The sequence below is a fragment of the Sphaerospermopsis sp. FACHB-1194 genome (assembly GCF_014696235.1).
Taxonomy (GTDB): Bacteria; Cyanobacteriota; Cyanobacteriia; order Cyanobacteriales; family Nostocaceae; genus Sphaerospermopsis; species Sphaerospermopsis kisseleviana.
On the sequence record NZ_JACJPU010000012.1, the window covers coordinates 16635 to 37735 of the forward strand.

Consider the following 21101-nt stretch of genomic DNA (forward strand, 5'->3'; position numbering starts at 1 on the left):
GATAATATTAAAAACCTACCCCTGTGAGGTCCCCAGTCCCCAGTCCCTAATACCTTGGAATTACAGGATCAACTAAAATAGAATAGGCATCAATACCACCTATAATATTTTTAACGTTAGTAAATCCTTGAGAAACTAACCACTGACACATCTGAGCAGAACGCATACCGTGATGGCATAATACCAGGGTTTCCGCATGGGCATCAAAACGGGTGGAAATTTCCCCGTTCCATTGCTCATATTCACTCAAAGGAAGATTGACAAAACCATCAATTTTGGCGATCGCTACTTCTTGTGGTTCACGCACATCTATTAACTGTAAACCAGAATCAGCATTTGCTAAACGTTCCGCTAGTTCTTTAACCTTAATTTCAGTAAAAGATTGACCAGTCATGCAGTTTCTCTAAACAATCCTAATATTTGTCATACTATTCATGGTGACAGAAAAGCGAGAAAATAGGTTGAATGTGAATAATCAACGTTTATCTTTTAGGTTTATAGTAGCTGGTGTAGTTGCTGTATTACTTGCTATTACTGGCTTTTACTGGTTTTTATTCAAAAGTCCAGTAAAATTAAATACTCCCATATCTCAACCAGGGGCGGCTATATTTGTATCTAATGTAGCACCTGCAATGGTGTCTTTATTAGTCAATCCTGAAGGTTTGCAGTCAATAGAAAAAAAAGGGGAAATTTCCCAAATCAAAAATAGTTTATTAGCAAAAACTAACATAAATTTCAAGGATGATATCAAACCTTGGCTAAGTAATGAAATTACCTTAGCTGTTACCAGTGAAGATATTGATCGTGATCCAGAAAATGGGTTACAACCAGGGTATTTGATGGCACTAGCTACAAACAACCCAGAAAAAAGCCGTGAGTTTGTTGAACTGTTATTTTCTCGACGAACTTTAGCAGGAACAAATTTAGAAGTAGAACAATATAAAGGTGTCAAATTACTGTATGATACACCAGAAATAATAACATCCAAAAAAAGCCAAAATACCAAATCCAAAATCCAAAATTCCTTAGCTGGTGCGGTTATTGATGACTTTGTTTTATTTGCTAATGATCTGAAAGTTGTCAAAGAAGCTATTAATAATATTCAAGCACCAAATTTGAATTTAAGTAGTGATTCTGAATATCAAAAAGCTGTAAAAGAATTACCAACAAATGCTGTAGCTGTAGCTTTCTTCAAATTACCCACATTGGCACAATGGCAAGGTTTAGAATTAGCAGAATCAACTTATAAGAGTCAAATTCTTTCTTTAGTTTTAAAATCTCAAGGTATGCTGGCAGAAAGCACATTTTTATCTAGATCAAATTTACCTAGTTCAAAAGTTGCTTCTGTATTTACACCATTATCTAAACCTGTGGATGCCTTAAAGTATATTCCAGAGTCAGCAGGTTTAGCAATTGCTGGCGCAAATTTGAGTAATTTACCCAATAGCAACTTAGATAAACTTTGGCAACAAGCAACAGCAACTATTTATGGTTCTTCTCAAGAAGCTATTGCCAGATGGATGCAACCTTTAATAGATGTACAAAAAAGCTGGGATATAAACTGGAAAGAGGATATTTTTAGTTGGGTAAGTGGAGAATATGCCTTAGCAATTTTACCAAATCAAGAGGCAAATCAAGATAAAAATATAAATCCCAATTGGGTGTTTGTAGTAGAAAAAACACCGCAGTTAGAACAAGGTATAGCGAAATTAGATAACATTGCCACAAACAACGAATTTAATGTTAGTTCTTTGATTTTAAACAATCAAAAAATTGCCGTTTGGACAGAGTTAAAAGCTATTCCTGAAAATTCATCTGTCAACATTGAAGCAAAAGTTAAAGGGGCGCATACAAGCATTGATAATTATGAAATTATTACCTCTGACTTAGCATTGATGGAAAAAATTATTACCCATCAAGAACATACCCTGATGGAAAATTCCAACTTTCAGGATAGTATTGCTAACTTACCTCAACCAAACCAAGGCTATATATATATTGATTGGAAAAAAAGCCAAGAATTTCTAGAAAGTCAACAACCCTTACTTAAATTTGTGGAATTGTTGGGTAAACCACTGTTTGACAATTTGCGATCGCTTACAGTCAGTAGTTACGGACAGGAAGCAGAAACACTCAAAGGTGGAGTCTTCTTCCAATTAGAAAAATAGACAAGCTAGATCCCCGACTTCTTTGAGAAGTCGGGGATCTGGGAACAGTTAATATTAAAAACCTACCCCTGTGAGATTTTTCTCCCCCCTTATTTTCTCAAATAATTGCCACATCTCATCTTCAACCGCCTTGTCACCCGTTAAGCCAATCACCAATCACCCTATTCCCAACTTTCCAGCCAAAGCGGGAGTTAATGGTAAAAGGGTGCTAACCATTAAAAATAAAGCCAAAAGACCTAAAGCGGCTCTTGCGTCATCGGGTTCAGTAATTTCATTCAAACTGGGGCGTTCTGCATCTCGTTGTAAAAAGAAAATCACTATTGCCCAATAAAAAGCCAAAGTATTACCCAGAGATACCAAAGCTAAAACGATTAAAGTGGCAATTGTCGCTCTTCCTGCGGTTTTACGTCCATAAATTGCCTGAACAACACGCCCCCCGTCTAATTGTCCGGCTGGCATCAGGTTTAAAGCTGTAATTACCAACCCTAACCAACCAACTATCACCAAAGGATGAACATTCACCAAAGGCGCTTGTAAAGCCGAACCTAGCACAACTCGCGCCAAACTACCGACTAAAATTGAACCTTGAAAAAACTTATTGGGTAATTGAAATAAACTACCAGGGTGGGAAAGTAACAACCCTGTCACCAACATGATCAAAGAGATAATACCGCCAAAAGCAGGACCAGCTAAAGCAATATCAAATAACGCTTTGCGGTTGGGTAAGAGAGACTGAAAACGGGTAATTGCTCCAAAAGAGCCTATTTGCACCGCTGGGAGGAAAAAAGGCCAAGTTAGGCGGACTTGGTGTTTACGTGCTAATAACCAATGTCCAATTTCGTGAGCGATCAAAATTGTAAAAATTCCCAACCCTATGGGTAAAGCTTCCGAAACTCTTGATGGGTTGGCAAATAAATCAAAATTCAGCAGTAAACCCGCAGCTTCCAAACTGGTGGCGATAGTTGCTACTAATAAAATTACAGCAAATGCTTTTTGCGATAACTGCATTGGTTTAGGATCAGTGCGACTCGGTAGCACAATCATCACTGGTTTACCATCTGTATTTTCTACTAAAAAAAGACGATATTTATCACCTAATCGCTCTTGCAATCTTTGGGTGAGACGGTTGTGAACTTGTTCTGCATCTCCCCGCAAGTTACCTTTAAAAATCGCTCCCTCTTGATAGGGTATGGTTTCTGTGGCAAAAAATGTATCAATACCGAAAATACCTTTGATGGTATTTAAATCTTCTTCCGGGATGGTGATGGTTTCCAGTTTTACTTCTGCTACCACTACAGGTTGATCAGAATTTTCCGGTGTGGTTTGTGCTTCTAAAGCTTCGTTGGCAAGTCTTTCAGTTGCCTTAGCTTTGATAATGGCATCTTGGCCAGCTTGGCGTAATTGTCTACCTAAGAAGATGTATATTCCTGTGGAAAGCACTAGCAATAACAATACACCTGCTATATTGATATAAATGCCCGCAGCAAACAAACCAAAAAATACCAGCCAGGGAGCCATTAATACTACAGACTGTAACCAGGCTAAGATACCCAGCTTACCAAAAGGTCTGGCACGATAAAAGCCCCAACCCAAAATGCCGAAAGCGACTAGCACTACAGCCGCTATGATAGGAGTTTCTGATGAAGTTAACATTGCTCAACCTTTGCTAATCTATAACGCAAATAGGAGTCTACCCAAATAATGTAGTGCTGTTATTTGGGAATATTCAACTAAATTGACAAATTTAATATTTTATGATATTGTTAGGTATTTTCCTATCATTGTTTATGGTATTTTCTGGATGAGAAATCCTGGGTATTAAAGTTTCTCCACTTGATTGAATTTCTGGATTGAATTTCTGGCAGTGTATAACCAAGTAAGTTGGTAGTTTTTTGATTGGCGTAAACATTGCGTTTTTCTTCTAGATCAAAAATATCAATATGTTATGTTAGCTGAGGGATGAGGTAAAATTTTAGCGATCGCATTTTTGAAAAAGAAACTCAAATGTAACTAAGCTTATTGCATTATTTTTTTCACCTATTTGCCAAAAAAAACTCTGATTTGAGAAGATTTTATAAAATTGCATATTCAAAATAATTGAACATAACTAACCACCTGTCACCTAGCTTTCACAGATAACTTTTTCAGCAAACCCTAGTTATTCTCTCTGGTTTGACGATTTCATTGGTTATCTTTTTGATAACTGATTGCACACCTTGAATTAAAAGTTAAATCATACTACTTTTTGAAGTGCGGAATGTGGATTTTATCATCTTACAATAATGTCCTTCACTAAACCTGCTAACTTTTGTGCAGCACCACCTTCACCCCTAGCACTGCGTAATTTATCTTTAATTGCTGCTAACTTTTCAGGATTTTCTAACAAATCTAAAACCATTTCTCCCACAGTGTCCGGTTGCAATTTTCCCACTAATTCCGGTACAATTTCACTTTGCGCCCAAATATTAGGCCAAGCTAATAAACCTTTATTTCTCAGAAACCACCAATTAATTAATTTAGCAAAACCAGAACCTAAACCCGGTAAATTTGCTAATAAACCTGGTAAACCATCCCAAGAACGCATTGCATCTAATTGTTGAGTAGGTAATAATACAATCATTGGTATTCCCAAAGCGCCTAATTCTGCAGTATTTGCTCCTACTGTAGTTAGACAAATTGCACATTGAGATAATAAATGATAAGCAGGGTTTTCTTGTTTTAATTCTACTGTTAAACCTGTAGAAGTTTGCAGAGAATTATCTATTAAAGATGCACCGTTAAAACCGAAAGCTTGAGTAAATTCGTTTTTTTCAGGATTTGCAAAACTGGCTAATGTTGGTAAATCTAAAGTTGGTGCAACAGGAATAAAAAACTTTGTTTCTGGTTTTTTAGAGTGAATATATTCAGCAATAGCTAAAGTTAAAGGTACCCCTTGAGTTAACTTAGCTTTTTTTGAACCTGGTAAAATTCCAATCAATTCAATTTTAGATTTTGGATTTTGGTTTTTGGATGTGATATCATCTTGTTTAGCAGCTTCTAACATTAAATCACCGACAACGGTAAATTTATGTGCATATTGAGGTGAGACATTTTTGATCACTTGGGGTTTCATCACTCCAAAACAGTCTATAAAATTATGCCAACGTGCTTCCCATTCTGCATAAACTACGGTTTTATATCCTAATTTTTTACCAATGATGACAGGAAAAATTTGATCTCCTCCCAAAAATACAACTACACCTTTTTTTCTCCAGTCCCAATTTTCGGCTGTTTTTCCTGTTAATAAAAACTGCCAAAAATGCTCAGGTGCTTGCACTCTATTTACCTCTGGATAGGAACTAGCTATACTTACTTCTCTACCACTAGCATGAGGACAAGGTGATAAAATCACAGAAATCCGCACTTGAGAAATATCATATCCTAATTGTTCTCTTAATGCTTTAACGACAGGACGCACCCAAGTTGTAACTTCCCCTGGTCCATTGGAAAGAATGAGAATATCAATCATATTTTTTTGAATAGTTATTTAATTTGTTATGGTTGGTAATTGGTAATTGGTAATTGGTAATTGGTAATTGGTAAAAATAAAATTGATTACCCAGTCACCAGTCACCAGTCACCAGTCACCAGTCACCAGTCACCAGTCACCAGTCACCAGTCACCAGTCACCAGTCACCAGTCACCAGTCACCAGTCACCAGTCACCAGTCACCAGTCACCAGTCACCTCATCATATTTAGCTTTAACAGCTTGTATATCTTGCCACATTAACCATTTTGGTGAGCCTTTTTCCCTGGAAGAATTACGTAACAAATAGGAAGGGTGAAAAATAGGCATACATAAACGCCCTTCCCAGTCTATCCACTGTCCGCGAATTTTCGTAATTCCTTGTTTATTACCTGTAATTCCTTTAACAGCAGTAGCACCTGTTAATAAAATGATTTTTGGATCAACTAAGCGAATTTGTTCTAATAAATAAGGTTTACAAGCGGCCATTTCTTCCGGGGTGGGAACTCGGTTTTCCGGTGGACGGCATTTTACTATATTACAGATGTATACATCATGCTCCGTACTCAAATTTACAGATGCCAAAATTTTATCTAATAATTGCCCAGACTTACCCACAAATGGTAAACCAGTTTCATCTTCATTTTGTCCTGGACCTTCCCCAATAATCATGATTTTAGCTTGGGGGTTTCCCCTTCCCACTACAGCATGAGTGCGATTTTCACCCAACTCACAACGATGGCAATTTTGACAATGTGGTGTTAATTCCGTCAAACTTGTATAAGTTCCTGACGGAATGGGAATTTTTGCATCTGTAGGAATCAAGTCTTTTTGATTAAAGTTTGATTCGTTAAAAAGGCTAAGTTGGGTATCGCTGTTCATGAAAATTGGGGCTTTGGGTGGGCTATTTCTAAGAGGTTGTCTTAAAAGTTTTCGGCGAATATAATAGAGCCTCCGGCACGCCTGACGGCGAACGCTACTACACAAGCAAAGTTCACCTGCGTGGACTAACGAAAAATTAAGGATTTGAAACCTGCGTAGGCAGGTTTTGTCTGTGTAGATGTGATTTCTAATCACCCAAGTTAGACTTTTCAAACATCCTCTTAGAAAATTTGGGGATCTTGTTGTTCATAAATCATTTAGGATTGCTATATTTTCGCTGTTTGCAAATGCCAATCTGTTGATTGTTCGTAAGCATAAGCTACTTGGAAAAGTTGATCTTCTCTTAATACTTTACCAATTAATTGTAATCCAATTGGCAAACCTTTGCTGTCAAAACCACAAGGTACACTAATTCCAGGTAAACCGGCAAGGTTAACAGGAATTGTCATTAAATCATTCAAGTACATACTTAAAGGATCGGTGATTTTTTCCCCGGCTTTAAATGCTGTGGTGGGTGCGGTGGGAGTGACTAAAACATCAACTTGAGCAAAGGCATTTTCAAAGTCTTCTTTGATTAATGTGCGGACTTTTTGCGCTTTTAAATAATAAGCGTCATAATAACCGGCACTGAGGGCATAAGTACCAATCATAATCCGGCGTTTGACTTCTGTACCAAATCCCATTGCACGGGTGCGGGTGTACATTGATAATAAGTTATCTGCATCTTCCACACGTGCGCCGTATTTTACACCATCATAACGGGCGAGGTTGGCTGATGCTTCTGATGGGGCAATAATGTAATAACTGGGAACACCGTAACGGAAACGAGGACAGGAAATTTGTTGAACTTCCGCGCCTAAACTTTCTAGTTGGGCGATCGCTTTATTTACTGCTGCTTCAACTTCTGGATCTAAACCTTCACCAAAGGTTTCTTTAATCACGCCAATCTTTAATTTTTTCCCTTTTAAATCTGGTGTTAAATTGGCAGTGTAATCAGGAATTTCTACTTTTAAACTGGTGGAGTCTTGGGGATCGTAACCTGCGATCGCGTTTAATAAAATCGCTGCATCTTCCACACTTCTACCAAATGGTCCAATTTGATCCAAGGATGACGCATAAGCTACCAACCCATAACGGGAAACTAACCCATAAGTCGGTTTCATTCCCACCACACCGCAAAAAGAAGCTGGTTGACGAATAGAACCCCCAGTGTCAGAACCAAGAGAAACCACACATTCTTCCGCAGCAACCGCAGCAGCAGAACCACCAGAAGAACCACCGGGAACTCTGGCAATATCCCAAGGGTTAGCGGTAGTTTGATAAGCGGAGTTTTCTGTGGAACTACCCATAGCAAACTCATCCAAGTTGGTTTTACCAACCATTACCGCCCCAGCATCAGCGAGTTTTTGGGTGACAGTAGACTCATAAGGTGGGATAAAATTTTCCAGAATTTTAGAAGCGCAGGTGGTGCGAATGCCCTTGGTACACATATTATCTTTAATACCGATGGGAATCCCTGCTAAGATACCGATTTCTTCCCCAGCAGAGATTTTTGCATCCACAGCGCGAGCTTGTTCTAGTGCCTGTTGTGCAGTGACAGCCAAGAAACTGTGCAGTTTTGGTTCTAATGCTTCAATGCGGTTTAATGATTCTTGGGTGATTTCAACGGCTGAACGTTCTTTTTTTACTAGCTGTTTGTGCAACTCGTTAATGGATGCCATAAATAATTTTTCTCTTTATCATTCAAGTCATTGATTTTAGCATTTACAGGTGTGAGGGTGGTGTTTTGTTGGTTGGTAGGGTTTATGGCACGCAGAGGCGCGGAGGCGCGGAGAGGGGTTTGAGAGGGGTGGATGATGTTAAATTATACTGATGTTAGGCAAAAGACAAGATATGCTGTGAGATAAGCTTAATCAATAAATGAAAATTAAAACTAAACAAAAGAGCAAGATGAGTATTAACCTGAACCTACCACCAGAATTAGAAAAGGAACTTCATACAGAAGCTGAAAAACTTCATTTACCTTTATCTGAATATATTTTACATATTTTATCTACCAGAAAAGTTGCAGATAATTTACCGAAGACGGGAGCAGAACTGGTTGCATATTGGGAAAATGAAGGCGTAATTAATTCCCGTCCTGATATTACTGATAGTCAAGTTTATGCTCGTGAGTTGCGTCATCAGGCTGAAACACGGGAGCGAGCATAGGTAAGTTTTATGTACTTATTGGATACAGATATTTTGATTGATATTCAACGTGGTCATGCTCCAGCAATTGCTTGGTTTTCTGGTCTTTTAGAAATTTTTCTTGAAAGTTTAATTCTGGATCAAGTAGTTAAACAGGAAGTTTTTGAAATTAATGAGGTTGAGTATCAGAAGCTAATTACAGTGAGTAAATGCGATTATCTTGAGTTAAAGAAAACAATCTATGGTGAGAAAGCGTTAGCAAAGCTCACCGTTCGCGTCGCGTGCCGAAGGCATAGGTATCGCTCAACCTAACCTTGACCTAAAATAGAATAAAATCAACTATAACAGCACAAAAGTTTATCCTCAAAATACCTATGACACTAACCCTTGATCTATCACCAGAGCTAGAGCAATATCTTTTACAAGAAGCCAATCAGCATGGACTTTCTGTAGAAGCAATGGCATTGCAACTTTTAACAAATTCTATTTTATTAAAACAAAAGCAAGCCGAAGCTGTTAACCTTATCCAATCTTGGATAGATGATGAAGATGAGTCAGAACAGCAAGAAACAGGTGAATATTTAATTCATGCTTTGGATAATGATCGGTTATCTGAACGCAAACTGTTTCCCGTTGAAATGAAGGGGATTACCTGGTGAACCAAGTCATTATTTTGGATACAGGTCCCCTTGGTTTAGTTACTAATCCCAAGCTATCGCCTGAGAGTATAGAATGTGCTAGATGGCTTCAAAATCACATTAATTCAGGAAGTCGAGTGATTATTCCAGAAATTGCAGATTATGAGGTTCGACGTGAGTTATTACGAGCAAATAAAATCAAGGGAATTGCACGTTTAGATGATTTAGCCAAGTTCCTTGAGTATCTGCCAATTACAACAACTGCAATGCAAAAAGCCGCATAACTTTGGGCAAAAGCCCGTCAAAAAGGGCAGCCGACAGCAGGAGACAAAACAATTGATGGTGATATAATTTTGGTGGCGCAGGCAATAACTTTAGGAGTTCCAGATGTTGTGATTGCCACCACTAATATTGGTCATTTATCGCGGTTTATTAAAGCTGAACAGTGGCAAAATATTTCTTAAAATAGTGAGATTGCTCATCTTTACACTTGAGTTAAATAAAGCAACCTATCGGGGGAAAGCGATCGCCTGAATTAATTTACTGTAGTCCCTAAAAATTATGAATATCAATGCTTCTATTATTGATCAACGTTTGAATTCATTGATTGATACCATTCGACGACAAGCTGCTGAAGAATTACGTATTAATGATCCTGGCAAACTTAAATCTTTGGCATTTGTATATTTTTGTGTGCAAACTATTCTCGATTTAGATGATTCTCATACCTTTGATTGTTTAATGGAAGGCGGTGGAGATTTTGGTGTAGATGCCATGCACATTTCTGAAGAACATGATGGAGAGTTTACGGTTAGTTTATTTCAAGCAAAGTACAAAAATGATTTACAAGGAAACGCGAATTTTCCTGAAAATGGAATCAATGCTCTGATCAATGCAATTCGATTTCTGTTTGATCCTGGTGCAAAATTAGAACATATTAATCAACGCTTACTTACCAAGGTAGAAGAAGCCCGTAGCTTAATTAGAGATGGATATATTCCCCAAGTTCGAGCATTAGCTTGTAATAATGGCATAAAATGGAATCAATCTTCTCAAGAAGCTATTGATCGTGCAGGATTTGGTGATCAAGTAACTTGGGAACACGTTAATCATGAACGGTTAATAAAAATTTTACAAGCTTCTCGACCAGTCAAAGACACTTTGCAACTCAGTGGTAAAGCTGTGGTTGAGGATATGAATTTTAGTCGGGTGCTTGTGGGAAGAATTTCTGTAACTGAAGTTGCCGCACTCATCGAAAGGCACGGAGAAAGGTTATTAGAACGTAATATTCGCCGTTACTTAGGGCTGCAAGGCAACCGCGTTAATGAAGGTATTCGGGATACTTTAAATAGCGATGAAAGGAATAATTTCTATTTTTATAATAATGGTATCACTTTAACTTGTGACAAATTTTCCTACAATTCGCTGCAAAATAGTGATCATCAGGTACAAGTTGAAAACCTACAAATTATTAATGGTGGTCAAACCTGCATGACAATTTTTAAAACTCTTCAGCAGCCAGAACTACTACAGCAAAATAACCAAGCATATCTTTTGCTAAGGCTTTATCAATTACCCAGTGATAATGACGATCTAGTGCAAAAAATTACTTATGCTACCAATAGTCAGAACCCTGTGGATCTAAAGGATCTCCGAGCTAATGATCATCTACAGCAAAGACTGGAAATGGATATTAAACAACTGGGATTTAACTATCGCCGCAAACGCTCTGATACCAGTGCCAGATCCACTACAGATATTACTTCGGGGGTAGCAGCTGAGGCAATACTGGCGGTTTGGCGACAAAAGCCCCATCAAGCTAAGTTTTTCACTCGTGAACATTTTGGTAAACTATACGATGCCATTTTTACTGAAAAGCTTAATGGCTCACAAGTTGTAATTGCTGTACAGTTGTATAGAATTGCTGAAAACCGACGCAAACGACCAAACCCAAATGATCCTCCTTGTGTTCGTTATGCTTCATGCTTTATTGCCATGCAAATGGGGCGAAGGCTTCTCCATGAAATGAATCTTCAAATAGAGCAAATTAACCACCGCAATTTTCATGATGCTAATTTGTTGATCGATCAAAAGGGAGAGGATTATTTTAATGATTCAGTACGAGATATTCAACAAGCACTACAAAAACTTTATGGCAGTCAGGATATTTCTTTACAACAACTTTCGGCTACATTCCGACGTGGGGATTTAATTGAGAAACTTCAACAAATAGAAATCTCTTAACTTAGGGTTGTTTGAGAAATACCCTCATTTAAAGTCTTCAAAACCTGCTGCATATTTCCACCTAACAAAGCCGGAACATTCAACCATAAACCCGGAAATTCTACACTTTTAATAATTCCCTCTGCATCCGGTTTCATTTCTATATATTTACTATCTTCCAACACAAACCAATCCATTTCTTGATCAAAAGTTCGCAAAACTATATACTCTTTTACACCATTCCGTTGATAAACTCGTTTCTTATCATGGAGATCATAGGAAACGGTACTGGCGGCAATTTCTACTATTAGTTCTGGCGCACCGGCAATATAACCATCATCATCAATTATGGCATTCCCATCTACTCTAAATAACACTACATCTGGTTGAGGTTCGTTGTCATTATCAAGGCGGACAGTGGGTTCAACACCCAACTCTATCCCACCAACAGCAGTTTTGTAAGTCCATAACCAACCTATCAAGTCGCCATGTGGTTTAGCATGGGGTGTAAAGCGTAAAGGAGAAGCCACGTATACAATACCTTCTATTAATTCAGCTTTTTTGACATCGGGTGTCGCAGTATAACGACGTTCAAACTCTGCACGATCCAGGCGATCGCCATTTTCCAACAATGGTAAATTCGGGGGAGATTTAGCAATAGTCATGGTGTTGAAAAACTCTTCTAACCTACACTATAACAATCTTCAATCATTCATCAGAAAAGTCTGCTTTTAGTTCTAGCTTGATCATGCCATAATAGAACAAATTATCACAGCTAAGTAATATGGTTAAAGTAGTTTCCCGTCAATACGTAGGTGAAGCCAATGTTTATGATATTGGTGTTGAGAAAGATCATAATTTCGCCATTAAAAATGGTTTCATTGCCTCTAATTGTTTCAACAAATCCCACTCTACAGCTTACGGTTATGTCACTTATCAAACAGCATATTTAAAAGCTAATTATCCATTAGAATATATGGCAGCACTGTTAACCGCTAACAGTGGTGATACAGATAAAGTGCAGAAATATCTGAACAACTGCACAACTATGGGAATTGAAATTGATCCGCCGGATATTAATCGCTCAGGTTTGGATTTTACCCCCGCAGATAATAAGATTTTATTTGGATTTTCGGCAGTGCGAAATGTGGGACAAAATGCGATCGCCTGTATTTTAGAAGCAAGAACCGAAGGAGGAGTATTTAAATCTCTGGCTGATTTTTGTGATCGCATTGATTTACGTGCTGTTAACCGCCGTACTTTAGAATCATTGATTCAATGTGGAGCTTTTGACAAAATAGAACCTAACCGCCATCAATTGATTAAAGATTTAGAATTAGTCTATGAATGGGCGCAATCCCGTGCTAAAGATAGAGCCATTGGGCAAGGAAATCTCTTTGATTTGATGGGGGGAGGATTTGGTAATAATGGTAATCCAACAACAACTAACAATGGTTTTGAATCTGCACCTAAAGCTGAAACAGTTTTAGATTATCCCCCACAGGAAAAGTTGCGGATGGAAAAAGAATTATTAGGTTTTTATGTATCCGCCCATCCTCTGAAAAATATTAAACAATCATCTTCTTTGCTCTCACCAATTAATTTGGCACAGTTGGGAGAACAAAAAGATAAAACATTGATTTGTGCAGTTGTTATGCTCAATCACGTGAAAAAAGTGATGACTAAAAAAGGTGAGCAAATGGCAATTTTACAAATAGAAGATTTAACAACAGCATCAGAAGCAGTGGTTTTTCCTAAAATTTATGAACGAGTTAATTCACTATTGGAAATAGATACCAGATTAATCATTTGGGGAAAAGTAGACAAACGAGATGAACAAACTCAATTTATTGTTGAAGATGCCGAACAAGTTGAAAAAGTGCAGATGGTAGTAGTGGAATTAAATCCACAGGAAGCTGCTGATATTGAAGTCAAGCGTCATTTAAGTTCAATTTTAACAGAACAATCAGGTGACAATAATCAAGCAAAAGTTCCTGTAATTGGTATTATTCAGGCAGGAAATTCTCGTCAACTGGTGCGTTTTGGTAAGAAATATTGGGTACAAGATTCTTTCTTAACTATGCAATCTTTAAGAAATGCTCACTTCTCTGCTCATGTTAAACAATTGACGGATACTTAGTAAGTATTCAGCTATCAGTAATCAGTTAGCTGAATACTTACGTTTTGCTGATAGCTACAACTTATGTGATTTGTGATAACATTTCCAGTCAGAGACTGGCAACGAGATAAATGAGATTTGAGAAAAAATCAATGTCAAAATGAGGTAAATTAAAAATGTTAAAAACAATACTGTTGCTTTTCATTGGTTTTTTGCCGTCTCTATGGTCCTTGTGGGTACTTCACAAAAACCAGCAACGGACAAGCGCACGGAGGAGACAAGTAACTCTTAACTATTCCCAGATAGAATCATATATAAGACCAGTTCAAGACGATTGCGCTGAACATATCGACGAAGGCGATCGCTATTATTTAGAAGGTGTAGGCTATTTAATAGGTGATATCAGTTGTAAATTTAATGCTCGATCTGGTTACGTCCGTTGTGCTGTCAACCCTAGTGGACCTTGTCAAAACTGCCGTCACTATGAACCTAGAGAGTTAACCAGTAGCAAGCAAATTTAACTATACAACAATATAATATAAAATTACTGCATTCTCAATATGAAAAAAAGAATCATTTTACAGGGATATTTTTCATGACAATCTACTTTTATCATACTCGTGAACAATATGGTTGTTTTTCTAACTTTTCACCACATGGATTTGCATTAGATAATTTATATTGGTTTACAAGTGAACATTACTTTCAAGCACAAAAGTTTATTGGTACAACACATTTAGAAAAAATTCGTCTTGTTAAAACACCCAAAGAAGCTGCAAAAATGGGTAGGCAAAGAAGTCGTCCCTTACGTTCAGATTGGGAAGACGTAAAAGATGATATTATGCGAAAAGCGGTGTTATGTAAGTTTTCTACCCATGCAGATATTAGGGAGATTTTGTTGTCCACAGGTAATGAGGAAATAGTAGAAAACTCACCGATAGATTATTATTGGGGTTGTGGATCTGATGGTAGTGGTAAAAATATGCTGGGCAAAATCTTAATGGAAGTAAGGGAAATAATATTAATTAGCAAAAGCAGAGGTCAGCAGTCAGGAGTAAAATCCTCTTGTTAAATCGCTTTTTACTTTGCTTTTTACTTCATTTACCAGCAATACGCTGTTGTAAATACTCAGACTAGAAACATTGCTTAATTTCAAGTATAATCTTCTTAATTATTAGCAAATTTCATGTTTTTTTTACCTAGCTAATGTATACAATAGATATTGTAGATGTTTTATTCATAATTTACAACAGTTAAGGTAAATGTCCGTAGATGAGGAGTGAAATCACTATAGCAGTCCTAAATATTATGTGAGAAAATCTATTACCTATTGTCCGTTACCTGCATCGAAAAATAAGTATGGCTAGACCATGCAAAATATTACAAATGAAACACAAATGAAAGAGGATTGCGATATGACTACATTACAAAAAACAAAGAAATATTACAAATGGTCTTGGGATGTATCACTTGGGGGTGAATATGATTCTTGGGGTCGTAGTACGTACTTTATGGAAATTGATAGTGATTTATATGCCCGTAGACAAATAGAAGTTTATGAAAATGGCAATGTATTATTCTATGATAAAAGCCATTCATCCGATGATTATGGAATGCTATGCGATAAAAAATTAGATGATAAGGATATTGGGGAATTTGAAATTTCCGAGGCAGAATTTGAACAAATATGGCAAAGTAAAACCCCTATTAATAAATAGGAGTTAGGAGTTAAGAGAATTACCTGTATTAAAAATCTCAAAAATTCATCAAAATGTAGATGATAACTGACCTAAATTGACTGTTATTGAGGAATTAAGGAAAGTCCATAGACGCAAATCAGTAAAATCGGGAATGTCCATGAATGTCCCCATATTTTGTAAGACTTGGGGATCATGGGTAGAAGCGATACCAATAGTGGGGATATTAGCAGCAACAGCAGCACGAATACCAGAAGGAGAATCTTCTAAAGCAATAGCTTGTTCTGCTGTAATTCCTAACTTATTGAGAGCAACTTTGTAGGGTTCAGGATCGGGTTTACCTGCTAGACAATCATCTGCTAAAACAATAGTATGGAAAACTTCTTTAATTCCCAGAACTTCCAACATAAATTCCGCATTTAACTGGGGAGCATTGGTTACTAATGCGCGTTTTATTTGATGTGTTTTGGTCCATTCTATAAGTTCAGCAAAACCAGCTAGGGGTTGCAGGTGGGAAGCACTGTGACGGAAAAGAGCTTCTTTTTCATCTGCAAATTTTTCACCTGCTGCTGATGATAAATGTGGTAAAATATCCTTGACAATTTCTGGGTTAATTCTGCCACTAATGCGGGATTTGTAGAAAGTTTCATCAATTTCGATGCTGTGATTTAACAGCATTTCTCTCCAAGCTTGGTAATGTATAGGATCAGTATTGACAATAGTTCCATCTAGATCAAAGAGAATTGCTGTCAGCATGATTTTTTTGCTAAAATGTAAACAACTATTAAGTTAATTTACTTAGTTTAGCGTAAATGAGTCCATAAAATCCCCACATTCTTTTTTTATCTTGTCAATAAATTATGAATACTGCTACAACATCTTTTCATGTCGAGGATCTCCTGGTGCAGATTTATAAATCGGAAACAGAAATGGCGCAGGATGTTGCTGAAATTGTACAGAAGTATCTATATAAACTGCTGCAAGAACAGGAGACAATTGCTTTATTATTAGCTACAGGAAATTCTCAACTTAAATTTTTGGATGCTTTAATTACTTTAGGTGGGATAGATTGGTCAAAGATAACTTTATTTCACCTTGATGAATATTTAGGAATTAATGCTGATCATCCTGCAAGTTTCCGGTATTATTTGCGGGAGCGTGTAGAAAAACGGGTATTTCCAAAGCAATTTTACTATATAGAAGGGGATGCTTTAGAACCTGTTGGGGAGTGCGATCGCTATACCAAATTATTAAAAGCTCAACCCATTGATTTGTGTCTTCTTGGTGTGGGAGAAAATGGACATTTAGCTTTTAATGATCCCGCAGTTGCTAATTTTGAAGATGCTGCTAGTGTCAAATTAGTAAAACTAGATCAAGTCAACCGTCAGCAACAAGTGAAAACCGGATATTTTCCCAACTTAGAAAGCGTTCCCCAGTATGCTTTTACTGTAACCATACCTATGATTTGTGCAGCTAAAAAAATTATTTGTTTAGCACCAGAAACACGCAAAGCCAAAATAGTTAAAGAGATATTACATGAGTCAATTAACACAAATTGCCCAGCTTCTATTTTGCGAACACAACCACAAGCCGTATTATGTTTAGATGTAAATTCTGCTAGTTTACTATCTTCTTAAACTGCTGAATTTTGTCTTTTGTTGCAGATATTGTTGATGTAATTTCCAACTAGAGAAGCAACTTTCTAAATATGGACAATCTTCACATTTCATTTCTTTTCCAGGATTTTGACATCCACAGGGAAGATTTACAAAACATTCATCAGGATGTTTAGGAAGCCATGACCTTCTAAATATAAAATATAAAGTTGCTTCTTGTAAGCAAATAAGTAAATCTTGCACCATAATACAATTAATTGTGAATCTAAAATGTGAATTGTCTAATGTGAATTTCAAATGTAAATTGACAATTTAAAAGATAAGTAGGTCAGTGGATAGATACCCGAATTCTCCAATAATTCGGGTATCTGACCATGACATTCCTATACTTTACATAAATTACTTTACATAAATGGTAAAATTATTACCTCATTCTCAAAGTAGAGATTTTATCCACCAAAAGACATAATTTAAACCTGAAAATTTCCTCATTCTTGTAGAGACATTATCGTTGAAATTCTTTACTCATTGAAAGAGTTATGAAACTTGTTTAATCAACTTACCATCTTCCATGTGAATGATTCGATCAGCAATATCTAAAATGCGGTTATCATGTGTCACCATTAAAATCGCACAATGTTGTTCCCGTGCTAATTCTTGCATCAAATTAACAACATCTCGACCTGTTTTACTATCTAAAGCTGCGGTAGGTTCATCAGCTAAAACTAATTTAGGATGACTAACTAAAGCACGAGCAATAGCAACTCTTTGTTTTTGTCCACCAGATAAATCAGATGGATAATAATTAATGCGATCGCCTAATTTTACAGCATGAAGCATGGCTTCTGATTGCATTCTACCTTCCCATTCAGAAATGTTTGGTTGTAACTCTAAAGACATTTGTACATTTTGTCTAGCTGTTAAAAAGTCAAGTAAATTATGAGCTTGAAAAATATAACCTATTTGGCGACGGACTTGCACTAATTTATTATTTTCTGCTCCACATAATTCTTCTCCAATAAATTTTAAACTTCCCTTTTGTACAGAACGCAAACCGCCAATCAAAGTTAATAAAGTAGTCTTTCCTGAACCAGAAGGACCAGTCATAATGACAATTTCACCAGATTTAATTGATAAATTAATGTCAAATAATATCTGATTTTTTAATTTGCTTGTACCAAAGTATTGATTGAGGTTACTAATTTCTAAAATTGCGTTTGATTCCATAAAATCCATAATATTATATGGGTTGATCAAAGTAAATATTCAGAATCCAGACTAGCGAAAAATAACATATTTTCCAGTCTAACTACTCTGAAAGCTTTCTTTCTATTCCTGGTTTCACCAGCATTCTGACTCCTGACTCCTGAAATATTAATTAGAAAATTTCTGCTGGATCTAATTTGCGTAATTTATTGGTAGAGAAAAATCCTGAAGTTAAACACATGACAATAGCAGAAATTAACACTATTAATGCTTTGTTCATATCCATAGTAATGGGTAACTGAGTTGCGTTTTTGGCAATATCATAAAGTCCCAAGGATATAGCAAAACCGGGAATATAACCCAAAGCTGCTAAAATTAAAGCCTGTTGAAAAACCACCCGTAAGAGATATTTATTTTTAAAACCCATTGCTTTAAGAGTAGCAAATTCAACGAAATGGGTAGATATATTACTATAAAGAATTTGATAAACAACAATTACCCCAACCACAAAACCCATGATCACCATCAAGTTAAATACAAATCCAATCGGTGTTCTTAAAGTCCAATAACTTTTTTCAAATTCAATAAATTCTTTACGAGTCATAACGATAACATCTTTGGGTAACTTAGCTGATAAATTTGTCAAAACTTTTTTGGAATCAGCACCAGGTTGGAGGTGAATTAAACCTATGTCTATGTCATCCACATCTCGCCCAGCAAATATTCGCATAAAAGTAGAAGAACCAACAATTAAATTACCATCAACTCCAAAGGAAGGACCGAGACTAAATAAACCACTAACTTTAACTCTGTAACCTACTAAACCTGTATAACTAAATATTTCCATAGTCACAGGTTTATTTTGCTGATAATATTCAGCAATTGGTCCAAATTCTGGACGTGAAGCACGGTCAAAAAATACTTGATCAGGTATTTGCAGTGACTGAAAATCATCTTGCAGTTCTGGTAATTTAAAGATTGATTTTACTGGATCAAATCCTAATACATAGATAGGATACTTACGCCCATTAATGGGATTTTTGAACTTAGCAAACTGTACATATAAAGGATCAACTGCTGACACATCTGCAAAACCTAAAGTTTGATATAAACGACTGCGGGGAAAACTTTGATTAGAAGTTAAAGACCTATATTGGGCGCTAATTAAAAATAAGTCTCCTTGGAGATTTTTATGCAATTGTGTAGCACTAGCATACAAAGCGTCTTGAAAACCGATTTGCATAAACATCAAAACAGCAACAAAAGCAATTCCAGCTAAAGCTACAAAAAAGCGAACTCTTTGTTTAGCTAATTGTAGCCAAGCTAGAGGTATATTCAAAATCATATTTAAAACCTCTAAAATTATACATTAGAATGATTAAATGTCAGCAGTCAGCTTTTTAATTGTTAAAGATTCTGACTCCTTTACGGGCGTTCGCGAAGCGTGCTGGAAGCATCAGCATTCGGGCGAACAATTATCAATTTTTATCACAGGTTATTTTCCGAATGCTTCGCCCCTACGACTCCTGAATTATTAGCTTATATTTTGATCATTACCTCAACCTGTAAGTTAGTTAAAGCTGCGACTTTTTGGTTGTCTTTTGGGTCATTAATACGAATTTTGACATCAACTATTTTGTTGTCTGTATCAGCACCGGGATTATTATTAAAGATATTTTGTTTACCAACTTGCAAACCAATGTCTGTAACTGTGCCTTGAATTTTTCCTGTAAAAGCATCAGCAGTAATTTCCACGGACTGACCTAAACGCACTTTTTTAATATCAGTTTCGTAGACTTCTGCGACTACATACATTTGTTGAGTATTACCTAATTCAGCAATGCCATTACTACCAATTATTTCTCCTGGCCAAGCATTGATTTTTAACACTTGTCCATCTATTGGTGAACGGATAGAACTTAAATCTAGTTCTGCTTGAGCTTGTTTAACAGATGCTTTGGCAATTTCAACATCTGCTTTCGCTGCTTGCACATCGGTAGGACGAACTTCCGCAATACTATCAAGTCTAGCTTGGGATTCATTTAACTGTTTTTGCAACGTTTCTACAGTTCGATTGAAGGCAGCTTTGGCTTCATTTAATTGTTGTTGTACAGTATCCTTGCGTAAGCGTTTAGTATCAGCATCTGAAGCAGAAATAGCACCATCTTGATATAATTTCTGATATCTTTGATTTTCTGTTTCTGCATTATTTAATTCAGCTTCTAAACGAGCAATTGTTGCTTTTTGTGCAGAAGTTTCACCCCTTAACTCAGCTTCTAAACGAGCAATTGTTGCTTTTTGGGCATAAATATCACCTTTTTTTGCTCCAGCTTCTACTCTTTTCAGATTAGCTTCAGCAACTTGTACTTGTCGTTTAGCTTTTTCTAAAGCTGCTAGATTAAGAGCGTAACTATCAAGAATTGCTAATACTTTTCCTTCACGAACTTCATCACCTTTTTTTACCAAAAGTTTAGCTACTCTTACACCCCCCAATTGTGTACCTGGAGCAGACAAACGAATAATTTGTCCTTGAGGTTCTAAACGTCCTAAAGCAGCAACAGCAGTCACTATTGGACTAGGACTGCTGATAGGAATTGGTTCGTTTGATTTAGATTTGGAATTAAAACGTGAAAGACTGTAAAAATATACTACGCCAGTAGCTACAACTGTAGTCATTGCCAAAGTTATTGACAACCAATTTACAGGGTTTGCGAATGACTGCTTTTCTTTGTGTACCATAATTATGCCTTTAATTATGCCCTTAATTATGTTTTTGAATTGGCAATTAGCACGTTGTTTTTCCCCTCATGGGGTTAATAGAAGCTGCTATCTCGATCAATAAAATCAATCAAAGAG

At 36.6% G+C, this 21101-nt stretch carries 23 protein-coding genes; 12 read left to right on the forward strand and 11 right to left on the reverse strand.

The annotated features are described in order from the left end of the window. Nucleotides 1–46 precede the first annotated feature (46 nt). The gene (locus H6F45_RS09425; protein WP_190347038.1) at nucleotides 47–394 is read right to left on the reverse strand and encodes a rhodanese-like domain-containing protein; all 348 of its coding nucleotides are present in this window, start codon (nucleotides 392–394) and stop codon (nucleotides 47–49) included. A gap of 40 nt (nucleotides 395–434) precedes the next feature. On the opposite strand from H6F45_RS09425, the gene H6F45_RS09430 reads away from it, so the two are divergent. Then, nucleotides 435–2168, forward strand: a complete 1734-nt coding sequence (locus H6F45_RS09430; protein ID WP_190347039.1) for a DUF3352 domain-containing protein — start codon at nucleotides 435–437, stop codon at nucleotides 2166–2168. Nucleotides 2169–2324: 156 nt separating this feature from the next. Here H6F45_RS09430 and H6F45_RS09435 read toward each other — a convergent pair whose 3' ends face one another. Further along, nucleotides 2325–3821, reverse strand: coding sequence for a site-2 protease family protein (locus H6F45_RS09435; protein ID WP_096565488.1), 1497 nt, complete (start codon nucleotides 3819–3821; stop codon nucleotides 2325–2327). Between the two features lie 616 nt (nucleotides 3822–4437). Then, complete coding sequence (locus H6F45_RS09440; RefSeq protein WP_190347040.1) at nucleotides 4438–5676, reverse strand: lipid-A-disaccharide synthase; 1239 nt, start codon at nucleotides 5674–5676, stop codon at nucleotides 4438–4440. A gap of 60 nt (nucleotides 5677–5736) precedes the next feature. Here H6F45_RS09440 and H6F45_RS09445 point away from each other — a divergent pair, with 60 nt between their 5' ends. Next, nucleotides 5737–5907, forward strand: a complete 171-nt coding sequence (locus tag H6F45_RS09445; protein ID WP_199301787.1) for a hypothetical protein — start codon at nucleotides 5737–5739, stop codon at nucleotides 5905–5907. Here the strand turns inward: H6F45_RS09445 and H6F45_RS09450 are convergent. Next, nucleotides 5876–6556 (reverse strand): uracil-DNA glycosylase, encoded by a 681-nt coding sequence (locus H6F45_RS09450; protein WP_096565491.1) that lies wholly within the window; start codon nucleotides 6554–6556, stop codon nucleotides 5876–5878. The genes H6F45_RS09445 and H6F45_RS09450 overlap by 32 nt on opposite strands. A 266-nt stretch (nucleotides 6557–6822) precedes the next feature. Beyond that, nucleotides 6823–8277, reverse strand: a complete 1455-nt coding sequence (gatA, locus tag H6F45_RS09455) for an Asp-tRNA(Asn)/Glu-tRNA(Gln) amidotransferase subunit GatA (protein WP_190347042.1) — start codon at nucleotides 8275–8277, stop codon at nucleotides 6823–6825. 229 nt (nucleotides 8278–8506) lie between these two features. Here gatA and H6F45_RS09460 point away from each other — a divergent pair, with 229 nt between their 5' ends. The 5 genes from H6F45_RS09460 (at nucleotide 8507) to H6F45_RS09480 (ending at nucleotide 11628) form a co-directional block, all read left to right on the forward strand. Beyond that, nucleotides 8507–8767: a hypothetical protein gene (locus tag H6F45_RS09460; RefSeq protein ID WP_137666713.1), complete on the forward strand. Its 261-nt coding sequence runs from the start codon at nucleotides 8507–8509 to the stop codon at nucleotides 8765–8767. Nucleotides 8768–8776: 9 nt separating this feature from the next. Beyond that, nucleotides 8777–9058, forward strand: coding sequence for a hypothetical protein (locus H6F45_RS26490; RefSeq protein ID WP_242027342.1), 282 nt, complete (start codon nucleotides 8777–8779; stop codon nucleotides 9056–9058). A gap of 62 nt (nucleotides 9059–9120) precedes the next feature. Beyond that, a complete protein-coding gene (locus H6F45_RS09470; RefSeq protein WP_190347043.1) occupies nucleotides 9121–9405 on the forward strand; it encodes a hypothetical protein in 285 nt (94 codons plus the stop codon). Next, nucleotides 9402–9668: a type II toxin-antitoxin system VapC family toxin gene (locus tag H6F45_RS26495; RefSeq protein WP_137666709.1), complete on the forward strand. Its 267-nt coding sequence runs from the start codon at nucleotides 9402–9404 to the stop codon at nucleotides 9666–9668. Before H6F45_RS09470 ends, H6F45_RS26495 begins: the two co-directional genes overlap by 4 nt. Nucleotides 9669–9945: 277 nt before the next feature. Beyond that, nucleotides 9946–11628: an AIPR family protein gene (locus H6F45_RS09480; protein WP_096565497.1), complete on the forward strand. Its 1683-nt coding sequence runs from the start codon at nucleotides 9946–9948 to the stop codon at nucleotides 11626–11628. On the opposite strand, the gene H6F45_RS09485 is transcribed toward H6F45_RS09480, so the two are convergent. Continuing rightward, nucleotides 11625–12272 carry a Uma2 family endonuclease gene (locus H6F45_RS09485; RefSeq protein WP_190347044.1) on the reverse strand — a complete coding sequence of 216 codons (648 nt, stop codon included), beginning with the start codon at nucleotides 12270–12272 and terminating at the stop codon, nucleotides 11625–11627. The two genes, H6F45_RS09480 and H6F45_RS09485, sit on opposite strands and share 4 nt — an antisense overlap. A 119-nt stretch (nucleotides 12273–12391) precedes the next feature. Between H6F45_RS09485 and H6F45_RS09490 the strand changes: the two genes are divergently transcribed. The 4 genes from H6F45_RS09490 to H6F45_RS09505 all read left to right on the forward strand — a co-directional run bounded on the left by H6F45_RS09490 (nucleotide 12392) and on the right by H6F45_RS09505 (nucleotide 15444). Next, a complete protein-coding gene (locus H6F45_RS09490; protein WP_137666706.1) occupies nucleotides 12392–13747 on the forward strand; it encodes an OB-fold nucleic acid binding domain-containing protein in 1356 nt (451 codons plus the stop codon). 155 nt (nucleotides 13748–13902) lie between these two features. Next, entirely contained in the window at nucleotides 13903–14247 is a 345-nt protein-coding gene (locus tag H6F45_RS09495; protein ID WP_137666705.1) for a DUF6464 family protein, read from the forward strand. Between the two features lie 74 nt (nucleotides 14248–14321). After that, nucleotides 14322–14798 carry an NADAR family protein gene (locus H6F45_RS09500; RefSeq protein ID WP_137666704.1) on the forward strand — a complete coding sequence of 159 codons (477 nt, stop codon included), beginning with the start codon at nucleotides 14322–14324 and terminating at the stop codon, nucleotides 14796–14798. Nucleotides 14799–15141: 343 nt separating this feature from the next. Then, nucleotides 15142–15444 (forward strand): hypothetical protein, encoded by a 303-nt coding sequence (locus H6F45_RS09505; RefSeq protein WP_190347084.1) that lies wholly within the window; start codon nucleotides 15142–15144, stop codon nucleotides 15442–15444. Nucleotides 15445–15492: 48 nt separating this feature from the next. Here H6F45_RS09505 and H6F45_RS09510 read toward each other — a convergent pair whose 3' ends face one another. Further along, on the reverse strand, nucleotides 15493–16179 hold the full coding sequence (locus tag H6F45_RS09510; RefSeq protein ID WP_096565507.1) for an HAD-IA family hydrolase: 687 nt from the start codon (nucleotides 16177–16179) through the stop codon (nucleotides 15493–15495). Between the two features lie 104 nt (nucleotides 16180–16283). On the opposite strand from H6F45_RS09510, the gene H6F45_RS09515 reads away from it, so the two are divergent. Beyond that, the gene (locus H6F45_RS09515) at nucleotides 16284–17060 is read left to right on the forward strand and encodes a glucosamine-6-phosphate deaminase (protein ID WP_096565509.1); all 777 of its coding nucleotides are present in this window, start codon (nucleotides 16284–16286) and stop codon (nucleotides 17058–17060) included. On the opposite strand, the gene H6F45_RS09520 is transcribed toward H6F45_RS09515, so the two are convergent. The 4 genes from H6F45_RS09520 to H6F45_RS09535 form a co-directional block, all read right to left on the reverse strand. Then, nucleotides 17049–17285 carry a hypothetical protein gene (locus tag H6F45_RS09520; protein ID WP_137666702.1) on the reverse strand — a complete coding sequence of 79 codons (237 nt, stop codon included), beginning with the start codon at nucleotides 17283–17285 and terminating at the stop codon, nucleotides 17049–17051. The genes H6F45_RS09515 and H6F45_RS09520 overlap by 12 nt on opposite strands. Nucleotides 17286–17576: 291 nt before the next feature. Continuing rightward, complete coding sequence (locus tag H6F45_RS09525; protein ID WP_190347045.1) at nucleotides 17577–18266, reverse strand: DevA family ABC transporter ATP-binding protein; 690 nt, start codon at nucleotides 18264–18266, stop codon at nucleotides 17577–17579. A 151-nt stretch (nucleotides 18267–18417) separates the two neighbouring features. After that, nucleotides 18418–19590, reverse strand: a complete 1173-nt coding sequence (devC, locus tag H6F45_RS09530; protein ID WP_096565513.1) for an ABC transporter permease DevC — start codon at nucleotides 19588–19590, stop codon at nucleotides 18418–18420. Nucleotides 19591–19784: 194 nt separating this feature from the next. Continuing rightward, on the reverse strand, nucleotides 19785–20984 hold the full coding sequence (locus tag H6F45_RS09535; RefSeq protein ID WP_190347046.1) for an ABC exporter membrane fusion protein: 1200 nt from the start codon (nucleotides 20982–20984) through the stop codon (nucleotides 19785–19787). Between the last annotated feature and the right edge of the window lie 117 nt (nucleotides 20985–21101).

Coding starts and splice junctions, on each gene's coding strand:
- H6F45_RS09425 (WP_190347038.1), bottom strand. CDS start 394: ATGACTGGTCAATCTTTTACTGAAATTAAGGTTAAAGAACTAGCGGAA.
- H6F45_RS09430 (WP_190347039.1), top strand. CDS start 435: ATGGTGACAGAAAAGCGAGAAAATAGGTTGAATGTGAATAATCAACGT.
- H6F45_RS09435 (WP_096565488.1), bottom strand. CDS start 3,821: ATGTTAACTTCATCAGAAACTCCTATCATAGCGGCTGTAGTGCTAGTC.
- H6F45_RS09440 (WP_190347040.1), bottom strand. CDS start 5,676: ATGATTGATATTCTCATTCTTTCCAATGGACCAGGGGAAGTTACAACT.
- H6F45_RS09450 (WP_096565491.1), bottom strand. CDS start 6,556: ATGAACAGCGATACCCAACTTAGCCTTTTTAACGAATCAAACTTTAAT.
- gatA (WP_190347042.1), bottom strand. CDS start 8,277: ATGGCATCCATTAACGAGTTGCACAAACAGCTAGTAAAAAAAGAACGT.
- H6F45_RS09460 (WP_137666713.1), top strand. CDS start 8,507: ATGAGTATTAACCTGAACCTACCACCAGAATTAGAAAAGGAACTTCAT.
- H6F45_RS26490 (WP_242027342.1), top strand. CDS start 8,777: ATGTACTTATTGGATACAGATATTTTGATTGATATTCAACGTGGTCAT.
- H6F45_RS09470 (WP_190347043.1), top strand. CDS start 9,121: ATGACACTAACCCTTGATCTATCACCAGAGCTAGAGCAATATCTTTTA.
- H6F45_RS09480 (WP_096565497.1), top strand. CDS start 9,946: ATGAATATCAATGCTTCTATTATTGATCAACGTTTGAATTCATTGATT.
- H6F45_RS09485 (WP_190347044.1), bottom strand. CDS start 12,272: ATGACTATTGCTAAATCTCCCCCGAATTTACCATTGTTGGAAAATGGC.
- H6F45_RS09490 (WP_137666706.1), top strand. CDS start 12,392: ATGGTTAAAGTAGTTTCCCGTCAATACGTAGGTGAAGCCAATGTTTAT.
- H6F45_RS09495 (WP_137666705.1), top strand. CDS start 13,903: ATGTTAAAAACAATACTGTTGCTTTTCATTGGTTTTTTGCCGTCTCTA.
- H6F45_RS09500 (WP_137666704.1), top strand. CDS start 14,322: ATGACAATCTACTTTTATCATACTCGTGAACAATATGGTTGTTTTTCT.
- H6F45_RS09505 (WP_190347084.1), top strand. CDS start 15,142: ATGACTACATTACAAAAAACAAAGAAATATTACAAATGGTCTTGGGAT.
- H6F45_RS09510 (WP_096565507.1), bottom strand. CDS start 16,179: ATGCTGACAGCAATTCTCTTTGATCTAGATGGAACTATTGTCAATACT.
- H6F45_RS09515 (WP_096565509.1), top strand. CDS start 16,284: ATGAATACTGCTACAACATCTTTTCATGTCGAGGATCTCCTGGTGCAG.
- H6F45_RS09520 (WP_137666702.1), bottom strand. CDS start 17,285: ATGGTGCAAGATTTACTTATTTGCTTACAAGAAGCAACTTTATATTTT.
- H6F45_RS09525 (WP_190347045.1), bottom strand. CDS start 18,266: ATGGAATCAAACGCAATTTTAGAAATTAGTAACCTCAATCAATACTTT.
- devC (WP_096565513.1), bottom strand. CDS start 19,590: ATGATTTTGAATATACCTCTAGCTTGGCTACAATTAGCTAAACAAAGA.
- H6F45_RS09535 (WP_190347046.1), bottom strand. CDS start 20,984: ATGGTACACAAAGAAAAGCAGTCATTCGCAAACCCTGTAAATTGGTTG.